11 protein-coding genes are annotated in these 17,826 nt (G+C 63.0%); 6 read left to right on the plus strand and 5 right to left on the minus strand.

The genetic code is table 11. From position 1 onward, the window contains the following. Nucleotides 1–441 precede the first annotated feature (441 nt). The gene (locus tag ACE4QZ_RS09985) at nt 442–1,791 is read right to left on the minus strand and encodes an NCS2 family permease (protein WP_021783017.1); all 1,350 of its coding nucleotides are present in this window, start codon (nt 1,789–1,791) and stop codon (nt 442–444) included. 283 nt (nt 1,792–2,074) lie between these two features. Here ACE4QZ_RS09985 and ACE4QZ_RS09990 point away from each other — a divergent pair, with 283 nt between their 5' ends. Together ACE4QZ_RS09990 and aqpZ are read left to right on the plus strand one after the other, a co-directional pair. After that, nucleotides 2,075–2,830, plus strand: coding sequence for a GntR family transcriptional regulator (locus ACE4QZ_RS09990; protein ID WP_021783018.1), 756 nt, complete (start codon nt 2,075–2,077; stop codon nt 2,828–2,830). A gap of 149 nt (nt 2,831–2,979) precedes the next feature. Next, a complete protein-coding gene (gene aqpZ / locus ACE4QZ_RS09995) occupies nt 2,980–3,678 on the plus strand; it encodes an aquaporin Z (protein ID WP_021783019.1) in 699 nt (232 codons plus the stop codon). Here the strand turns inward: aqpZ and guaD are convergent. The 4 genes from guaD to xdhA form a co-directional block, all read right to left on the minus strand. Then, nucleotides 3,675–4,979, minus strand: coding sequence for a guanine deaminase (gene guaD, locus ACE4QZ_RS10000; protein WP_021783020.1), 1,305 nt, complete (start codon nt 4,977–4,979; stop codon nt 3,675–3,677). The genes aqpZ and guaD overlap by 4 nt on opposite strands. A gap of 10 nt (nt 4,980–4,989) precedes the next feature. Then, nucleotides 4,990–5,835, minus strand: coding sequence for a xanthine dehydrogenase accessory protein XdhC (gene xdhC / locus ACE4QZ_RS10005; RefSeq protein WP_021783021.1), 846 nt, complete (start codon nt 5,833–5,835; stop codon nt 4,990–4,992). 75 nt (nt 5,836–5,910) lie between these two features. Next, nucleotides 5,911–8,310 carry a xanthine dehydrogenase molybdopterin binding subunit gene (gene xdhB / locus ACE4QZ_RS10010; protein WP_410480434.1) on the minus strand — a complete coding sequence of 800 codons (2,400 nt, stop codon included), beginning with the start codon at nt 8,308–8,310 and terminating at the stop codon, nt 5,911–5,913. Next, nucleotides 8,303–9,757 carry a xanthine dehydrogenase small subunit gene (xdhA, locus tag ACE4QZ_RS10015; protein ID WP_021783023.1) on the minus strand — a complete coding sequence of 485 codons (1,455 nt, stop codon included), beginning with the start codon at nt 9,755–9,757 and terminating at the stop codon, nt 8,303–8,305. Before xdhA ends, xdhB begins: the two co-directional genes overlap by 8 nt. A 268-nt stretch (nt 9,758–10,025) precedes the next feature. Here xdhA and ACE4QZ_RS10020 point away from each other — a divergent pair, with 268 nt between their 5' ends. The 4 genes from ACE4QZ_RS10020 (at nt 10,026) to ligA (ending at nt 17,825) form a co-directional block, all read left to right on the plus strand. Beyond that, entirely contained in the window at nt 10,026–10,685 is a 660-nt protein-coding gene (locus tag ACE4QZ_RS10020; protein ID WP_021783024.1) for a GntR family transcriptional regulator, read from the plus strand. A gap of 3 nt (nt 10,686–10,688) precedes the next feature. Then, nucleotides 10,689–14,177: a chromosome segregation protein SMC gene (smc, locus tag ACE4QZ_RS10025; RefSeq protein WP_275966914.1), complete on the plus strand. Its 3,489-nt coding sequence runs from the start codon at nt 10,689–10,691 to the stop codon at nt 14,175–14,177. 205 nt (nt 14,178–14,382) lie between these two features. Then, nucleotides 14,383–15,276 (plus strand): cell division protein ZipA, encoded by an 894-nt coding sequence (zipA, locus tag ACE4QZ_RS10030; protein WP_021783026.1) that lies wholly within the window; start codon nt 14,383–14,385, stop codon nt 15,274–15,276. A gap of 218 nt (nt 15,277–15,494) precedes the next feature. Next, on the plus strand, nt 15,495–17,825 hold the full coding sequence (gene ligA / locus ACE4QZ_RS10035; protein ID WP_101196431.1) for an NAD-dependent DNA ligase LigA: 2,331 nt from the start codon (nt 15,495–15,497) through the stop codon (nt 17,823–17,825). Nucleotide 17,826: the final 1 nt, after the last annotated feature.

Consider the following 17,826-nt stretch of genomic DNA (forward strand, 5'->3'; position numbering starts at 1 on the left):
TAACGCCTGTGACAGGCGCGCGCGACCGCCTTGTTTGTACGACGCGATATCGAGCCATGCGCCAAGGCGTACGCGCGCAAATCCCACAGGAATGATTGGCCCGAAACAAACGTAGGAGCGAGCGCAGCTCGCGATGCGCCGCGCGGGCGGCGCTCGATCTCCCAGGCGACGCACCTCTACCGCCATACAAACGGCGCTCGATCTCCCAGGCGACGTACCTCTACCGCCATACCTTCAAGGCCACACCGCCTGGCATGACGTTGCGCAATGGCCGGGTGTGTTTGCCGTGGGTTTTAGGGGGTGGCAGAAATCGAGCGCCGCCCGCGCGGCGCATCGCGAGCTTTGCTCGCTCCTACGTTTGTTTCGGGCCAGTAACGCCTGTGGCAGGCGCGCGCGACCGCCTTGTTTGTACGACGCGATATCGAGCCAGGCTACCGGTGCTCAGAGGAACACGAACTTGGCAATGAAGATCGCGCACAGCACCCACAGGCTGGCCGAGATTTCCTTGTACTTGCCGGTACCCGCCTTCAATGCCACATAGCTGATGAAGCCCAGGGCAATACCATCGGCGACCGAGAACGTAAGCGGCATCATGATCACCGTGACGATCGCCGGAATGCTGTCGGTGGCCTCATCCCAATGGATATGCGCCATGCTACCCATCATCAGCATTGCAACGTAGATCAGTGCACCGGCTGTCGCGTAGGCAGGAATCATCCCGGCCAGCGGCGCGAAGAACATCGCGGCGATGAACAGCAGGCCTACCACCACAGCCGTCAGGCCGGTTCGGCCACCTGCGGCAACCCCCGCAGCACTCTCCACATAGCTGGTCACCGGCGGTACACCTACCACCGCGCCGAACACACTCGAGGCACTGTCAGCCTTCAACGCCTTCGACAGGTTCTCGATACGCCCGTCCGGCGCCACCAGGTTGGCTCGTTGCGCGACGCCCATCAGCGTGCCGGCAGTGTCGAACATGTGCACGAAGAGGAACGCCAGCACCACGCTGATCATGCTGACGTTGAACACGCCAGCCACGTCCATGGCCATCCAGGTGGGCGCCAGGCTCGGCGGCATCGACATCACCCCGCCAAACTTGACCAGGCCCAGGCCCCAGCCGGCGACGGTGACACCGATGATGCTGATCAGGATCGCGCCGAAGACCCGCTTGTAGCTGAGGATGGCGATCAGCAGGAAGCACACGGCTGCCAACAGCGGCCCCGGTTCATGCAGCGAGCCCAGCTTGATCAGGGTGGCAGGGCTGTCGACGATGATGCCTGCGGTCTTCAGGCCGATCAGCCCGAGAAACAATCCGACGCCGGCCCCCATGGCATGGCGCAGGCTGACCGGGATGCTGTTGAGCAGCCATTCGCGCACTTTCGACAAGGTCAGGAACATGAACAGCACGCCCGAGACGAATACCGCCCCCAGCGCCGTTTCCCAGTTGTAGCCCATGGTGCCGACAACGGTGTAGGTAAAGAAGGCATTGAGCCCCATGCCTGGCGCCAGGCCTACCGGCCAGTTGGCGTACAGGCCCATCAGCAGGCAGCCCAGCGCGGCGGCGATGCAGGTGGCGACAAAAGCGGCACCATGGTCGATGCCGGCGTCGGCCATGATGTTGGGGTTGACGAAGATGATGTAGGCCATGGTGATGAAGGTGGTCACCCCGGCGATCATTTCGGTTCTGACGGTGCTGCCGTGTTGCTTGAGTTTGAAAATCCGCTCCAGCCAGCTCGTTTCGAGCGGTGGGGCGAGATCCAGCGTAGGGGCTTCGGATTTGCGGCTTTCCACAGCGGGTACTCCTCAAGTCTTTCTTGTTGTTATGGAGCCAGTTTCCTGCGCAATGCACTTGGCGGCTCCGCGAGGGAAGGCAGACGTCTGACCGTTTTGTTGACTCAAGGGTCAAGAAGTTGCTCGATGGATTATGCTTTTGTGTACAAATAATGCAAATAATGTTTTATGTTTTGTATGCGCAATGCGTCGTACAACGGCTATATAGGTAAAACGCCCCCTGCGGAATCGCCTCAGCCTGTGTACAATGGCGCCATACTTTCTCTTCGTGCCTCGAGAGCCCATGAACGAACAGCTGCAACCTCTGAAAAAACCTGCACGAGTCGGCAAGGCCGGCCGCAGCGGTACCCAGGACGACATCGTCTACGCGCATATTTTCGAGGCCATCCTCGAGCAGCGTCTGGCTCCGGGCACCAAGTTGAGCGAGGAAGCGCTGGGCGAGATCTTTGGCGTCAGCCGCACCATCATCCGCCGCGCCTTGTCGCGCCTGGCCCACGAAAGCGTGGTGCTGCTGCGGCCGAACCGCGGCGCGGTGGTGGCCAGCCCGACCGTGGAAGAGGCGCGCCAGGTGTTCTTCTCGCGGCGCATGGTCGAACGCGCCATCACCGAGCTGGCGGTGCAGCATGCTACCCTCGACCAGCTCAACGAGCTGCGGCAGATGGTGCGTGAGGAGCGCGACAGCTTCTCGCGCGGTGACCGGGGTGCCGGCATCCGCCTTTCCGGTGAGTTCCACCTCAAGCTGGCCGAAGCGGCGGGCAATGCACCGCTGGTGAGTTTCCAGCGCAGCCTGGTCTCGCAGACTTCGCTGATCATTGCCCAGTACGAAAGCGGCAACCGCTCGCACTGCTCTTACGATGAGCACATGCAGCTTATCGATGCCATCGAGGCGCGCGATGCCGAGCAGGCCGTGAGCCTGATGATGCATCACATGGACCACATCGACAGCAAGCTGAACCTGGACGAGGAGAGCGCCTCGGACGATTTGCATGCGGTGTTCTCGCATCTGTTGAAAAAGCCCAAGGTTTCCGTCAAGGGTTGATCGTTTGCTGGTGTGATCGAGGGGCTGCACGGCAGCCCCCAGCCACTACTGGCCATAACCCAAAGGTCTGCTAAATTCTTGTGAGCAAACCTTCATCAAGCAGTTGGGCTTGCGCATTCGTTGCGTTCAACTTCTTGAGGAACGGATTCATGAGCATGTCCCTGGGTAAACGCATGGGGGCCGAACTGATCGGCACCTTCTGGCTGGTCCTTGGTGGCTGTGGCAGTGCGGTACTCGCAGCCAGTTCCCCTCTCGGCATCGGTGTGCTCGGTGTCGCCTTCGCCTTCGGCCTCACCGTACTGACCATGGCCTTCGCCATCGGCCATATCTCGGGCTGCCATCTAAACCCTGCCGTGTCGTTCGGGCTGGTGGTAGGCGGGCGCTTCCCTGCCAAAGAGCTGCTGCCTTATGTGATCGCCCAGGTGATCGGTGCCATCCTGGCGGCCGGGGTGATCTACCTCATCGCCAGCGGCAAGGCCGGGTTCGAGTTGTCTTCTGGGTTGGCTTCAAACGGCTACGCCGACCACTCGCCCGGTGGCTATACGCTGGGTGCGGGCTTTGTCAGTGAAGTGGTGATGACCGCCATGTTCCTGGTGGTGATCATGGGTGCGACCGACTCTCGCGCACCGGCAGGTTTTGCACCCATCGCCATCGGTCTGGCCCTTACCCTGATCCACCTGATCTCGATCCCGATCACCAATACTTCGGTCAACCCCGCGCGTAGCACGGGGCCGGCCTTGTTCGTCGGTGGCTGGGCCCTGCAGCAGCTGTGGCTGTTCTGGGTGGCGCCGCTGATCGGTGCTGCAATCGGCGGCGCGCTGTATCGAGGCCTGGCGAAAGAACCTTAGCGCTGGTGCACGCAGCGCCCGGCGGCGTAGGTTTCACGCACGGTACGGTCATCGCCCAGGGTGGTGAGTACGAACAAGGTTTCTTCGATGCTGTTGGACTGCTGGATGCGGTAGTCCAGCAGTGGCGTGGCCTTGTAGTCCAGCACCACGAAGTCGGCATCGTTGCCCGGGCGCAGGCTGCCGATACGGTCCTCCAGGCGTAGCGCGCGAGCGCCGCCGAGGGTGGCCAGGTATAGCGATTTGTACGGGTGCAGGCGCGCGCCTTGCAGCTGCATCACCTTGTATGCCTCGTTCAGGGTGTTAAGCAGAGAGAAGCTGGTGCCGGCGCCAACGTCGGTACCCAGGCCCACGTTGACCTTGAACCGCTCGGCCTGGGGCAGGTTGAACAGGCCGCTGCCGAGGAACAGGTTGGAGGTGGGGCAGAAGGCCACGGCCGAGCCGGTTTCGGCCAGGCGCTGGCACTCTTCGTCGCACAGGTGCACGCCGTGGGCAAACACCGAGCGCTCGCCCAGCAGCTCGAAGTGATCGTAGACGTCCAGATAACCCTTCTGCTCGGGGAACAGCGACTTGACCCAGTCGATTTCCTTGAGGTTTTCCGACAGGTGCGTGTGCATGTACACGCCCGGGTGCTCCTTGAGCAATTGGCCGGCCAGGGTCAATTGCTCCGGCGTGCTGGTTGGGGCGAAGCGCGGAGTCACTGCATAGTGCAGGCGGCCTTTGCCGTGCCAGCGCTCGATCAGTGCCTTGCTTTCGGCATAGCCGGACTCGGCGGTGTCGGTCAGGTAGTCCGGCGCGTTGCGATCCATCATTACCTTGCCGGCGATCAGGCGCAGGTCCAGGCGTTCAGCCTCTTCGAACAGGGCATTCACCGACTCCGGGTGCACGCTGCCGAATACCAGCGCAGTGGTGGTGCCGTTACGCAGCAGTTCTTTGAGGAAGATCTTCGCCACCTGGTCGGCGTGGTCTTTGTCGGCGAACTGCTTTTCGCAAGGGAAGGTGTAGGTGTTCAGCCAGTCCAGCAACTGCTCGCCGTACGAGCCGATCATGCCGGTCTGCGGGAAGTGGATGTGGGTATCGATGAAGCCCGGGGTGATCAGCGCGTCCTGGTAGTGCTCGACCGGGATGCCGGCATCCAGCGTCGGCAGCAGTTCACTGGCGTGCCCAACGGCGCTGATGCGGCCATCGTCGACCACCAGCAGGCCGTCTTCGTAGTATTCATGGGAAGCCTCCAGGCCCACCTCGGCCGGGTCGGCAATGCTGTGCAGGATGGCGGCACGGTAGGCTTTGCGGGTAACGGTCATAACACACTCGTCAAATGGCTTGGCTGCGGCGGGAGGGCGGCAGCAATTGGGCAATGGGGCCGGCATTGGCGGCAGCGTCGTGCTGGCCGAAGCAGGCGTTGTAAGTGGCAATGATTTCACCGGCGATAGACACGGCGATCTCGATGGGCAGCTTGCCCTTGACCTCGGTCAGGCCCATGGGGCAGCGCATGCGGGCCATGACGGCCTCGTCGAAACCTCGCTCGCGCAGGCGGTGCTCGAACTTGACCCGTTTGGTCTTCGAGCCGATCAGGCCGAACCAGGTGAAATCATTGCGCTTGAGAATGGCGGCGGTCAGTTCCAGGTCGAGCTGGTGGTTGTGGGTCATGACGATGCAGTAGCTGCCGGGCGGCAGGTCCGCGACTTCGTCGACCGGTTCCTCACTGACGACCTTGGTCACCCCCTTGGGGATGAGTTCGGGGAATTCCTGTTCACGCGAGTCAATCCAGCGCACCCGGCAGGGGAGCGCGGCGAGCAAGGGTACCAGAGCCCTGCCGACATGGCCCGCGCCGAACACGGCGATCTGCGCCTGCACAGCGGCCATCGGCTCGAACAGCAGCACGGTGGCGCCGCCGCAACACTGGCCCAGGCTGGCGCCGAGGCTGAAGCGCTCCAGGTGCGGGGTGGTGCGCTGCTCTTCGAGCATTTGTCGGGCGATGTGCAAGGCTTTGTATTCGAGGTGCCCACCGCCGATGGTGTCGAACAGGCCGCTGGCGCTGACCACCATCTTTGAGCCGGCATTGCGCGGTGTCGAGCCGCGTTCCTCGATGATGGTCACCAGCACGCAGGCTTCGCCACGTGACTGGTGGTCGGCGAGGGCGTTGATCCATTGGTGCATGATGCAACCTCTCTAAGCCATGCTGCCGACCCTGGTAGGAGCGGTTTTACCCGCACCTGCCAGGGCCTTGCGTTGTCAGGGGGTGATGGTTTCCAGTTCCAGTTCGCGCGACTGTGTTTCAGCCACTGCCTTGCGCATCTGCTCGCAGCCCCACAGCACCCGCTCAGGTGTAGCTGGCGCATCCACCTGCGGCTGCACGCGGTAGTCGGCGAGGCTGGCCACGGCATCCTTGATTGCACACCAGGCAGCGATGCCGAGCATGAACGGTGGCTCGCCCACGGCCTTGGAGTGGAACACGGTGTCTTCCGGGTTTTTGCGGTTCTCCACCAGTTTCACCCGCAAGTCCAGTGGCATGTCGGCCACGGCCGGGATCTTGTAGCTGGCCGGGCCGTTGGTCATCAGCTTGCCTTTGGCGTTCCACACCAGCTCTTCGGTAGTCAGCCAGCCCATGCCCTGGATGAAACCGCCCTCTACCTGGCCGATGTCGATCGCAGGGTTCAGCGAATCGCCCACGTCGTGCAGGATGTCGGCGCGCAACATCTTGTATTCGCCGGTCAGCGTATCGACGATCACTTCCACGCAGGCAGCGCCAAAGGCGAAGTAGTAGAACGGCCGGCCGCGTGCCTGGCTGCGGTCGTAGAAGATTTTCGGCGTGCGGTAGAACCCGGTGCTGGACAGCGACACCTGAGCGAAGTAAGCCTGCTGCACCAGTTGCTCGAAGCTGACGATCTGGTCGCGCACGCGCACATGGCCGTTACGGAACTCGACGTCTTCCTCGGTCACCTGATAGTGCCGTGCGGCAAACTCGGTCAGGCGGCGCTTGAGGATTTCAGCCGCGTTCTGCGCCGCCTTGCCGTTAAGGTCGGCGCCGCTGGACGCAGCCGTAGGCGAGGTGTTGGGTACCTTGTCGGTGTTGGTGGCGGTGATCTGGATGCGGCTGAAGTCCACCTGGAAGATCTGCGCTACCACCTGGGCTACCTTGGTGTTCAGGCCCTGGCCCATCTCGGTGCCGCCGTGGTTCAGGTGAATGCTGCCGTCGGTGTAAATATGGATCAGTGCACCGGCCTGGTTGAGGAAGGTGGCGGTGAACGAAATGCCGAACTTGACTGGTGTCAGTGCCAGGCCTTTCTTCAGGATCGGGCTGTTGGCGTTGAAGCGGCGGATCGACTCGCGGCGTTCTGCATAGTCGCTGCTGGCTTCCAGTTCGGCGGTCATCTCTTCGAGCATGTTGTGCTCGACGGTCTGGTAGTAGTGGGTGACGTTGCGTTCGGTCTTGCCGTAATAGTTGGCCTTGCGCACGGCCAGCGGGTCACGGCCCAGATGGCGGGCGATATGGTCCATCACCTGCTCGATGGCGACCATGCCCTGTGGGCCGCCAAAGCCGCGGTAGGCGGTGTTGGAGGCGGTGTTGGTCTTGCAGCGGTGGCCGTGGACGGTGGCATCGCCCAGGTAGTAAGCGTTGTCGGAGTGGAACATGGCGCGGTCGACGATCGAACCGGACAGGTCGGGCGAATAGCCGCAGTTGCCGGCCAGGTCGAAATTGATGCCGTGCAGCCGGCCGTTGTCGTCGAAGCCCACGTCATACTCGACGTAAAACGGGTGGCGCTTGCCGGTCATGGTCATGTCTTCGACCCGCGGCAGGCGCATCTTGGTTGGTTGGCCGGTCAGGCGCGCAACTACCGCGCACAGGCATGCCGGGCTGGCGGCCTGGGTTTCCTTGCCGCCAAAACCGCCACCCATGCGGCGCATGTCCAGCACCACCTTGTTCATCGGCACGTCGAGCACTTCGGCGACCAGTTTCTGCACTTCGGTGGGGTTCTGCGTGGAGCAGTAGACGATCATGCCGCCGTCTTCGGTAGGCATTACCGAGGAAATCTGCGTTTCCAGGTAGAAGTGCTCCTGGCCGCCGATGTGCAGGGTGCCCTGAATGCGGTGCGGGGCGCTGGCCAGGGCGGCAGCCGAATCGCCGCGCTGGTGGGTGTGGCTATCGAGCACGAAGTGCTTCCTGTGCAGCGCCTCGACCACGTCCAGCACCGGTTCCAGGTCTTCGTACTCGACGATGGCGGCCATGGCCGCTTTACGTGCGGTTTCAAGATCGCGGGCAGCGACAGCGAGCACCGGCTGGCCGAAGAACTCGACCTTGTCGATGGCCAGAAGCGGGTCGCCGGCCACCACCGGGCCGATGTCCTTCAGGCCGGGGATGTCTTCGTGGGTGATGGCAATGCGCACGCCCTCGAAGGCGTAGCACGGCGTGGTATCGATGCGCAGGATACGCGCATGGGCGCGGTCGGCGGTGCGGGCATAGACGTGCAACTGGTTGGGGAATTCCAGGCGGTCGTCGATGTACACAGCCTCGCCGGATACATGCTTGTCGGCGCTGTCGTGCTTGACGCTACGGCCCACCCCGGTGGTCAGGTCCTGGCTGAACAGTTCGGCCATCTCGGCCTGGCTTTTGGCTACGTGATGGTTAGACATAAGCGGTCACCCGGGTTTCGATGTGCGGTGTTTGCTGTTCGATGAAATACTTGCGCAGCAGGTTCTGCGCGGTCAGCAGGCGGTATTCCTTGCTGGCGCGGAAGTCGCTGAGCGGGGTGAAGTCTTCGGCCAGGGCCTGGCAGGCGCGCTCGATGGCAGCCTGGTCCCATGGCTTGCCACGTAGCGCCGCCTCACAGGCGCGGGCGCGTTTGGGGATCGCCGCCATGCCGCCGAAGGCGATGCGTACACCGCTGACTACGCCGTCTTCGATGCTGAGGTTGAACGCCCCGCACACGGCGGAGATATCATCGTCCAGGCGTTTGGACACTTTATAGGCGCGGAACGCCCAGTCGCTGGTGGCGCGCGGCACAATGATCTTCTCGATGAACTCGCTGTCCTGTCGGGCAGTGATGCGGTAATCGATGAAGTAGTCTTCCAGTGGCATCACCCGCTGGCGCTCGCCCTGGCGCAGGACGACCTGTGCATCCAGCGCGATCAGCAAGGGTGGCGAGTCGCCGATCGGCGAGGCGTTGCCGATGTTGCCGCCGAGGGTGCCCTGGTTGCGGATCTGCAGCGAGGCGAAGCGGTGAAGCAGTGCCCCGAAGTCAGGGTACTCTTCGTTCAGCGCGGTGTAGCAGTCAGTCAGCGGCGTGGCGGCGCCGATTTCCAGGTGGCTGGCGGTTTTCTCGATGCGCTTGAGCTCCGCCACATGGCCGACGTAGATCATCACGGGCAAGGTCTTGTGGAACTGGGTGACTTCCAGCGCCAGGTCGGTCCCCCCCGCGAGCAGGCGCGCTTCAGGGTGCGAGCTGTACAGGTCGGCCAGGTCGGAGACGGTCAGCGGCACCAGGCAGCGCTTGTCGCCGCTGTTCAGCTCGCCGGTCTGGGTCGGGGCAATGGCCTTGAGGCGGCTGATGGTTTGCGCCTGCTGGCTATCGAACTGGTCGCGGCAGGGCTGGCGGCAGCTCTGCTCGGCGGCGTCGAGGATCGGCCGGTAACCGGTGCAGCGGCACAGGTTGCCAGCCAGGGCTTCCTGGGCCTGGTGCAGGTCGGGGCCGCTGCTGTTCTTTTGCAGGGCAAACAGTGACATGACGAAGCCGGGCGTGCAGAAGCCGCATTGCGATCCGTGGCAGTCTGCCATCGCTTGTTGAACGCTGTGCAGTTGGCCCTGTTGTTTGAGACCCTCGACGCTGATCAGTTGCTTGCCGTGCAGCGACGACACAAAGGTCAGGCACGAATTGAGGCTGCGGTAGCGCAGGCTGTCGTTGCCTTGGTCGTCCTGGCTCAGTTCGCCGACCACCACGGTGCACGCACCGCAGTCTCCACTGGCGCAGCCCTCCTTGGTGCCGGTTTTGCCCAGGTGCTCGCGCAGGTACTGCAGCACCGTCATGTTTGGGTCCAGGGCGTGCTCACTACGCAGCTCCTGGTTGACGAGAAACTGGATCACGGGGATGGCCTCGCAATGGTTTTATTGTTGTTGGGCGGACTCTAAGCAAGACCTGTCTAGCAGGTCAATATTTTTCTGACTCAAAGGTCAAGAAATTGCACATGTCCATGCCCAGCCGAACACACTGCCTCTATTCCAAGCATAGATCGCGCCGGGCGCGTGGCTGTCTGACAGGTCAAATAAACCACCTGGCCCCTCTGCGCGACTACCGCCCAAGTACGCTACAATTCGCCCCTTGTGCCCAGTTCAATGATTTTGAAGGAAAACCATGACGTTCAAGGCCCCGGACAGCCTCTCCGAGCAGATTGCCGATTACCTGGCCGAACGCATCATTCGCGGCGAGCTGGCGCCAGGCGAACGTATCCAGGAGCAGAAGGTTACCCAGGCGCTCAACGTCAGCCGCGGCTCGGTGCGTGAGGCACTGCTGATCCTCGAACGCCGCCATCTGGTGGCGATCCTGCCGCGCCGGGGTGCCCATGTGACCGTGCTGGACGAGCGCAGCGTTCGCAGCCTGTGCTCGCTGATGGGCGAGTTCTACATCCTGCTGGGCAATGCGGTTGCGCAAAAATGGCGCACCGAAGCCGACCTGCGCCCGTTTCTGGAGATCCAGCAGCGGCTGCAGCGTGCCCATGACCAGCTCGACATCAAGACCTTCGTCGCCGACAGTTTTGCGGTCATGCGTGCGGCCTACCCGTTCGCCGACAACCCGTTCCTGCAGGAAACCGTGGAAAACCTGCAGCCGGCCATGAGCCGTGCCTATTACCTGTCGCTGGACCAGCGCCAGGCCAACATGAGCGACTATCTCGACCTGTTCGCCCGCCTGCTCGAAGCCGTGGTCTCCCGCGACCTGCCGCGCATTCGTGAGGTGCTCACCGCCTATGGCCAGCGCAGCTGCGAACTGGTGCTGGCGGCACTGGCCAGAGGCTGACCGATGCGCCTGAAGTGCATTCGCCTGGCCGGGTTCAAGTCGTTCGTCGACCCGACCACGGTCAACTTCCCCAGCAACATGGCGGCCGTGGTCGGCCCAAACGGCTGCGGCAAGTCCAATATCATCGACGCGGTGCGTTGGGTGATGGGCGAGAGTTCGGCGAAGAACCTGCGCGGCGAGTCGATGACCGACGTCATCTTCAACGGCTCCAGTGGCCGCAAGCCGGTCAGCCAGGCCAGTATCGAGCTGGTGTTCGACAACAGCGAAACCACTCTGGTCGGCGAGTATGCCGCCTACGCCGAGATATCGATCCGCCGCAAGGTTACCCGCGACGGGCAGAATAGCTATTACCTCAACGGCACCAAATGCCGCCGGCGTGACATCACCGATATCTTCCTCGGGACGGGGCTGGGGCCGCGCAGTTACTCGATCATCGAGCAGGGCATGATCTCCAAGCTGATCGAGGCCAAGCCCGAGGAGCTGCGCAACTTCATCGAGGAAGCGGCTGGCATTTCCAAATACAAGGAGCGCCGCCGCGAAACCGAGAACCGCATCCGTCGCACTCAGGAAAACCTGGCGCGCCTGACCGACCTGCGCGAAGAGCTCGAACGCCAGCTGGAGCGTCTGCATCGCCAGGCCCAGGCCGCCGAGAAGTACCGTGAGTACAAGGCTCAGGAGCGCCAGATGAAAGCGCGCCTGTCTGCCTTGCGCTGGCGAGGCCTGGACGAACAAGTCCGCCAGCGCGAGTCGGTGATCGGCGATCAGGGCGTTTCTCACGAGGCGCTGGTGGCCGAGCAGCGCAATGCCGATGCCAGCATCGAACGCCTGCGCGACGGTCATCACGAACTGTCCGAACGTTTCAATCAGGTGCAGGGCCGTTTCTACTCGGTTGCCGGTGACATCGCCCGGGTCGAGCAGAGCATTCAGCACGGCCAGCAGCGCCTGCGGCAGTTGCAGGACGACTTCAAGGAAGCCGAGCGCACACGTCTGGAAACCGAATCGCACCTGGGGCACGACCGCACCTTGCTGGCGACCCTGGGCGAAGAGCTGGCCATGCTTGAACCCGAGCAGGAAATGACCCTGGCGGCTGCCGAGGAAGCCGCTGCCGCGCTTGAAGAGGCCGAACTGGGCATGCACGGCTGGCAGGAGCAGTGGGACAGCTTCAACAGCAGTTCCGCCGAACCGCGCCGTCAGGCCGAAGTGCAGCAGGCGCGATTGCAGCAGCTGGAAGCCAGCCTTGAGCGCCAGACCGAGCGCCAGCGCAAGTTGGTCGAGGAGCGCGAACAACTGGGCAGCGACCCCCAGGATGCTGCCATGCTCGAACTGGCCGAGCAGCTGGCCAGCAGCGAAATGCTGCTGGAAGAACTGCAGCTCTGCGAAGAGCAGGTGATCGAGCGCCTGGAAAACGCACGCGAGCAACTGCAGCAGGCCACCCAGGCGCAACAGCAGGCACAGGGCGACCTGCAGCGCCTGGGCGGGCGCCTGGCCTCGCTTGAAGCCTTGCAGCAGGCCGCCCTGGAGCCGGGCGCAGGTGCTGCGCAATGGCTGCACGGCCAAGGGCTGGAGCAACAGCCGCGGCTGGCCGAAGGCTTGCGGGTGGAGCCGGGTTGGGAGCTGGCGGTAGAGACCGTGCTTGGCGCCGATTTGCAGGCTGTGCTGGTGGACGATTTCAACGACCTCGATTTTGCCGGCCTGGAGCAGGGTGAACTGCGCTTGCTGCTGGCCGTCAGCGCGGGGGCGACGTTGCCCGGCAGCTTGCTGGAGAAGGTCGAGGGCCGTATCGACCTGGCGCCCTGGCTGGGCCAGGTCAGGCCTGTGGAAGACCTGGCCCAGGCACTGGAGCAGCGCGGGTCGCTCGGCGAAGGGCAGAGCCTGGTCAGCCGCGATGGCTATTGGGTCGGCCGGCACTTCCTGCGGGTGCGCCGGGGCGGCGAGGCCGAAGGCGGCGTGCTGGCGCGTGGCCAGGAAATCGAACGCCTGGGCCAGGAGCAACTGGAACAGGAAGCGGCGCTGGAACAGCTCGATCAACAGTTGCAGGCCCTGCGCGAGCAGCAACTGGACCTGGAGGAGCAGCGCGAACAGTTGCGCCGCCGCACACAGGATGAAAACCGCCTGCACGGCGAGCTGAAGGCCAGTCTTTCGGCCAGCCGCGCGCGCGCCGAGCAGGTCGAGCTGCGCCGCCGCCGCCTGCACGAAGAGCTGGGCGAGCTGGAAGAACAGCGCGCCCTGGAACACGAGCAACTGGGCGAAGCACGCCTGCTGCTACAAGAGGCTCTGGAGCTCATGGCCCAGGACACCGAGCAGCGCGAACAGTTGATGGCCCGCCGCGATACCCTGCGCGAAAGCCTCGATCGGGTGCGTCAGGAGGCTAGGCAGCACAAGGACCACGCTCACCAGCTGGCGGTGCGCCTGGGGTCGCTGCGTGCCCAGTACGATTCTACCCGCCAGGCGCTGGAGCGCCTGGAGCTGCAAGCTGCGCGCCTGACCGAGCGCCAGGAGCAACTGAGCCTGAACCTGGAGGAGGGGGAAGCCCCGCAGGAAGAACTGCGCCTGAAGCTGGAGGAACTGCTGGAGCGGCGCATGAGTGTGGACGAGGAAATGCGCCTGGCTCGCCTGCACATGGACGAAGCCGACCGCGAACTGCGCGATGCCGAAAAGCGCCGCACCCAGGCCGAGCAGCAGGCCCAGTTGCTGCGCGGTCAACTGGAGCAACTGCGCCTGGAGTGCCAGGGCCTGGATGTGCGGCGCAAGACCCTGCAAGAGCAGTTGCTGGCCGACGGTTATGACCTGCAAGGCGTGCTCGCCACCCTGGAAGCCGAGGCCAGCGAGCAGGGTACCGAACAGGAGCTGGAGCAGCTTGAGGCGCGCATCCAGCGCCTGGGGGCGATCAACCTGGCGGCCATCGAAGAATACGAGCAGCAGTCCGAGCGCAAACGTTACCTGGACGCCCAGGACGCCGACCTGGTCGAAGCGCTGGAAACCCTCGAAAACGTCATCCGCAAAATCGACAAGGAGACCCGCAACCGCTTCAAGGATACCTTTGATCAGATAAATGCCGGATTACAGGCACTTTTCCCAAAAGTTTTCGGTGGTGGCAGCGCTTATCTGGAACTGACGGGCGAAGATCTACTCGATACAGGGGTGACGATCATGGCGCGCCCCCCGGGCAAGAAGAACAGCACCATCCATTTGCTGTCCGGCGGCGAGAAGGCACTGACCGCTTTGGCGCTGGTGTTTGCCATCTTCAAGTTGAACCCCGCACCGTTCTGCATGCTCGACGAGGTCGATGCGCCGCTGGACGATGCCAACGTCGGGCGCTACGCGCGTCTGGTCAAGGAAATGAGTGAAAGCGTGCAGTTCATCTACATCACCCATAACAAGATTGCGATGGAGATGGCGGATCAATTGATGGGGGTGACCATGCATGAACCGGGTTGTTCACGCCTTGTTGCGGTTGATGTGGAGGCGGCCATGGCCATGGTCGACGCTTGATGTACGACGATAGGGGCACATTCTGTAGCGAAATGCCCCCGCCATGTGCGACAGACGGTGTAAAGTTGTCTTTGGTCGTGCTAGCTTAATGTCACTCGTTTTTTGCGTGGGTAAAACGCCTGTCAGAACATAGAGTTGGCGCCACGTGTTAAAGGGCTTTGAACCCTTTGTTTTCAAGCATATTTTTATAGAGGCACGGGATTACATGGAAATCGGTCTGCGCGAGTGGCTGATCGTTATCGGCATCATTGTTATTGCCGGGATTCTTTTCGACGGCTGGCGCCGCATGCGCGGCGGGAAAGGCAAGTTGAAATTCCGTCTGGATCGTAGTTATTCCAACCTGCCGGACGAAGAGGGTGGCAGTGCCGAGGTGCTCGGCCCGCCGAGGGTGCTCGATACCCACAAGGAGCCTGAGCTGGACGAAAGCGACCTGCCTTCGCTCAGCGCGTCTTCGCGTGATCGCGAGCGTGAGCCCAAGCCGGTCAAGGCCAGTAAGCGCGGCAAGCGTGCCAGTGCGGCTGCCGATATGCAGCAGGGTGACCTGAACCTGAGCGCCGAGCAACGCGAGCCCGACCTGTTTGCTGACAGCGATGACGACTTTGCCGCCGACAACAACCGTAGCAGCGGCGCAGCGCCTGCCAGCAGCAGCGTCAAGGAGTTGCCACCCGCTGAAGAGGTGCTGGTCATCAGCGTGATCTCCCGCGACGAGGGTGGCTTCAAGGGCCCGGCGTTGCTGCAGAACATCCTGGAAAGCGGCTTGCGCTTCGGCGAAATGGACATCTTCCACCGTCACGAGAGCATGGCCGGTCACGGCGAGGTGCTGTTCTCCATGGCCAACGCAGTCAAGCCTGGCGTGTTCGACCTGGACGACATCGACCACTTCAGCACCCGCGCTGTGAGCTTCTTCCTCGGTTTGCCGGGCCCGCGTCATCCGAAGCAGGCCTTCGATGTGATGGTTGCCGCAGCACGCAAGCTGGCCCACGAACTGAACGGTGAGCTCAAGGATGACCAGCGCAGCGTACTGACTGCCCAGACCATCGAGCACTATCGCCAGCGTATCGTCGAGTTCGAGCGCCGCGCGCTGACCCAGAAACGCTGACAGATCCAGACGAAAGAGCAGCCTGAGGGCGTGCTGGCCGGTTCGGGCATCATCGTTGCCTGTGCCAGCTTCTTCGCGGGTAAACCCGCTCCTACGAGGGCACCACATGCCTTTGTAGGAGCGGGTTTACCCGCGAAGAGGCCGGCACAGGCAACGACTCCCTAGAACCCCACGCACCACCCCAAGCTGCTCTTTTGCTTTGCAAGAGAAGACAATCCATGACCGCCGAATCCCGTATCCTCGAACTGCGTGCCGAGCTCGACCAGCACAACTATCGCTACTACGTGCTCGACGAGCCCAGCGTGCCCGATGCTGAATACGACCGCCTGTTCAACGAGCTCAAGGCGCTGGAAGCCGAACACCCGCACCTGGTAACCCCTGACTCGCCCACCCAGCGCGTTGGCGGCGCTGCCTTGGCGGCGTTCAGCCAAGTGCGCCACGAAGTGCCCATGCTCAGCCTGGGCAATGCCTTCGAAGAAGCCGACCTGCGTGAGTTCGGCCGCCGTGTGGTAGAAGGTCTCGACCAGCCCGGCGCGGTCGACTACAGCTGCGAACCCAAACTCGATGGCCTGGCCGTGAGCCTGCTGTACCGTGACGGCCAGCTGGTGCAGGGTGCCACCCGTGGCGACGGCACCACTGGCGAAGACATCAGTGCCAACGTACGCACTGTGCGCAACATCCCGCTCAAGTTGCAGGGTAAGGGCTGGCCGGCAGTGCTGGAGGTGCGCGGCGAGGTGTACATGAGCAAGGCCGGCTTCGACCGGCTCAATGCCGCCCAGGCCGAGGCCGGTGGCAAGACCTTCGCCAACCCGCGCAACGCTGCCGCTGGCAGCTTGCGCCAGCTGGATTCGAAAATTACCGCCAGCCGCCCGCTGGAATTCTGCTGTTATGGCGTCGGCCAGGTGTCCGAGAGCATAGGCGACAGCCACATCGGTATCCTCGAGCAACTCAAGGTCTGGGGCCTGCCGATCAGCCGCGAGCTCAAGCATGCTGCGGGCATCGAAGAGTGCCTGGCCTACTACCGTGACATTGGCGAGCGGCGTAACAGCCTGCCTTATGAGATCGACGGGGTAGTGTTCAAGGTCAACAGCCTGGCCGCTCAACGCGAGCTGGGCTTCCGCGCCCGTGAGCCACGCTGGGCGATTGCCCACAAGTTCCCGGCCATGGAAGAGCTGACCGAGGTGCTGGATGTTGAGTTCCAGGTTGGTCGTACGGGTGCAGTCACGCCTGTGGCGCGCCTGAAGCCGGTCAAGGTGGCCGGTGTGACCGTGTCCAACGCCACCTTGCACAACATGGACGAAATCGCCCGCCTGGGCCTGCGCATTGGCGATACGGTGATCATTCGTCGTGCCGGTGATGTGATCCCGCAGGTGATGCAGGTGGTGCTTGAGCGTCGTCCGGTAGACGCCCGCCCGGTAGAGGTGCCAAGCGCATGCCCGGTCTGTGGCTCGCAGGTCGAGCGTACCCGGCTGGTAAAGCGCAGCAAAGGCAAGGAAACCACCAGCGAAGGCGCGGTGTACCGCTGTGTCGGCCGCCTGGCCTGCGGCGCCCAGCTCAAGCAAGCGATCATTCACTATGTATCGCGCCGCGCTATGGACATCGACGGCCTGGGCGAGAAGAGCGTCGAGCAGTTGGTGGATGAGGGCCTGATCGGCTCGCCGGCTGACCTGTACAAGCTGCAGTTCGAGCAGATCGTCGGCCTTGAAGGCTTCGCCGAGGTGTCCAGCAGGAAGTTGCTCGATGCCATTGAAGCAAGCAAACGCCCGAGCCTGGCGCGTTTCATCTACGCCCTGGGCATTCCTGATGTAGGCGAAGAGACCGCCAAGGTGCTGGCCCGCTCGCTGGGTAGCCTGGCCCGCGTGCAGCAGGCGCTGCCGCAGGTGCTCACCTACCTGCCGGACATCGGCCTGGAGGTTGCCTACGAGATCCACAACTTCTTTGAAGACGAGCACAACCAGAAGGTTATCCAGCAACTGCTCGACAGCGGTATGCAGTTGCAGGACGAAGGCGAGCTGGCTGCCGAGTTCGCTGCCAGCACTACCCTGGCCGGGATGATCGCCAAGCTCGACATCGCCTCTGTCGGCCCTACCGGCGCCGAGAAGCTGGTGGCCAGGCTCGACAGCCTGGACAAGATCATTGCCGCCGACGGCATCGACCTGCGCCAGGCCCTGGCGGCTAAGCAGGCTGACGCGGTGCGCGAGTTCTTCAAGGATGAAGCGAACCAGAAGCTGGCCCGGGACATCGAGGCACAGCTGCTGGCGTTCGGCATGCACTGGGGCTGTGAGAAGAAGGTAGCCGAAGGCTTGCCGCTGGCCGGGCAGACTTGGGTCTTGACCGGGACGCTAGAGCGTATGAGCCGGGACATTGCCAAGGACAAATTGGAAAGCCTGGGGGCCAAGGTAGCCGGTTCCGTTTCGGGCAAGACCCACTGCGTGGTGGCAGGGCCTGGGGCAGGCTCCAAGCTGGCCAAGGCTGCTGAGCTGGGTGTGAAGGTGCTGGATGAAGATGCCTTCGTTACCTTCCTGGCTGAGCAGGGCATAGCGGTCTAGG

This window comes from Pseudomonas sp. DCA-1, from assembly GCF_046523955.1.
Lineage (GTDB): Bacteria > Pseudomonadota > Gammaproteobacteria > Pseudomonadales > Pseudomonadaceae > Aquipseudomonas > Aquipseudomonas putida_Y.

Bases quoted from the DNA above. Each gene is read 5' to 3' on its own strand.
- ACE4QZ_RS09990 (WP_021783018.1), top strand. From the start codon at position 2,075: ATGAACGAACAGCTGCAACCTCTGAAAAAACCTGCACGAGTCGGCAAG.
- aqpZ (WP_021783019.1), top strand. From the start codon at position 2,980: ATGAGCATGTCCCTGGGTAAACGCATGGGGGCCGAACTGATCGGCACC.
- guaD (WP_021783020.1), bottom strand. From the start codon at position 4,979: ATGACCGTTACCCGCAAAGCCTACCGTGCCGCCATCCTGCACAGCATT.
- xdhC (WP_021783021.1), bottom strand. From the start codon at position 5,835: ATGCACCAATGGATCAACGCCCTCGCCGACCACCAGTCACGTGGCGAA.
- xdhB (WP_410480434.1), bottom strand. From the start codon at position 8,310: ATGTCTAACCATCACGTAGCCAAAAGCCAGGCCGAGATGGCCGAACTG.
- ACE4QZ_RS10020 (WP_021783024.1), top strand. From the start codon at position 10,026: ATGACGTTCAAGGCCCCGGACAGCCTCTCCGAGCAGATTGCCGATTAC.
- smc (WP_275966914.1), top strand. From the start codon at position 10,689: ATGCGCCTGAAGTGCATTCGCCTGGCCGGGTTCAAGTCGTTCGTCGAC.
- zipA (WP_021783026.1), top strand. From the start codon at position 14,383: ATGGAAATCGGTCTGCGCGAGTGGCTGATCGTTATCGGCATCATTGTT.
- ligA (WP_101196431.1), top strand. From the start codon at position 15,495: ATGACCGCCGAATCCCGTATCCTCGAACTGCGTGCCGAGCTCGACCAG.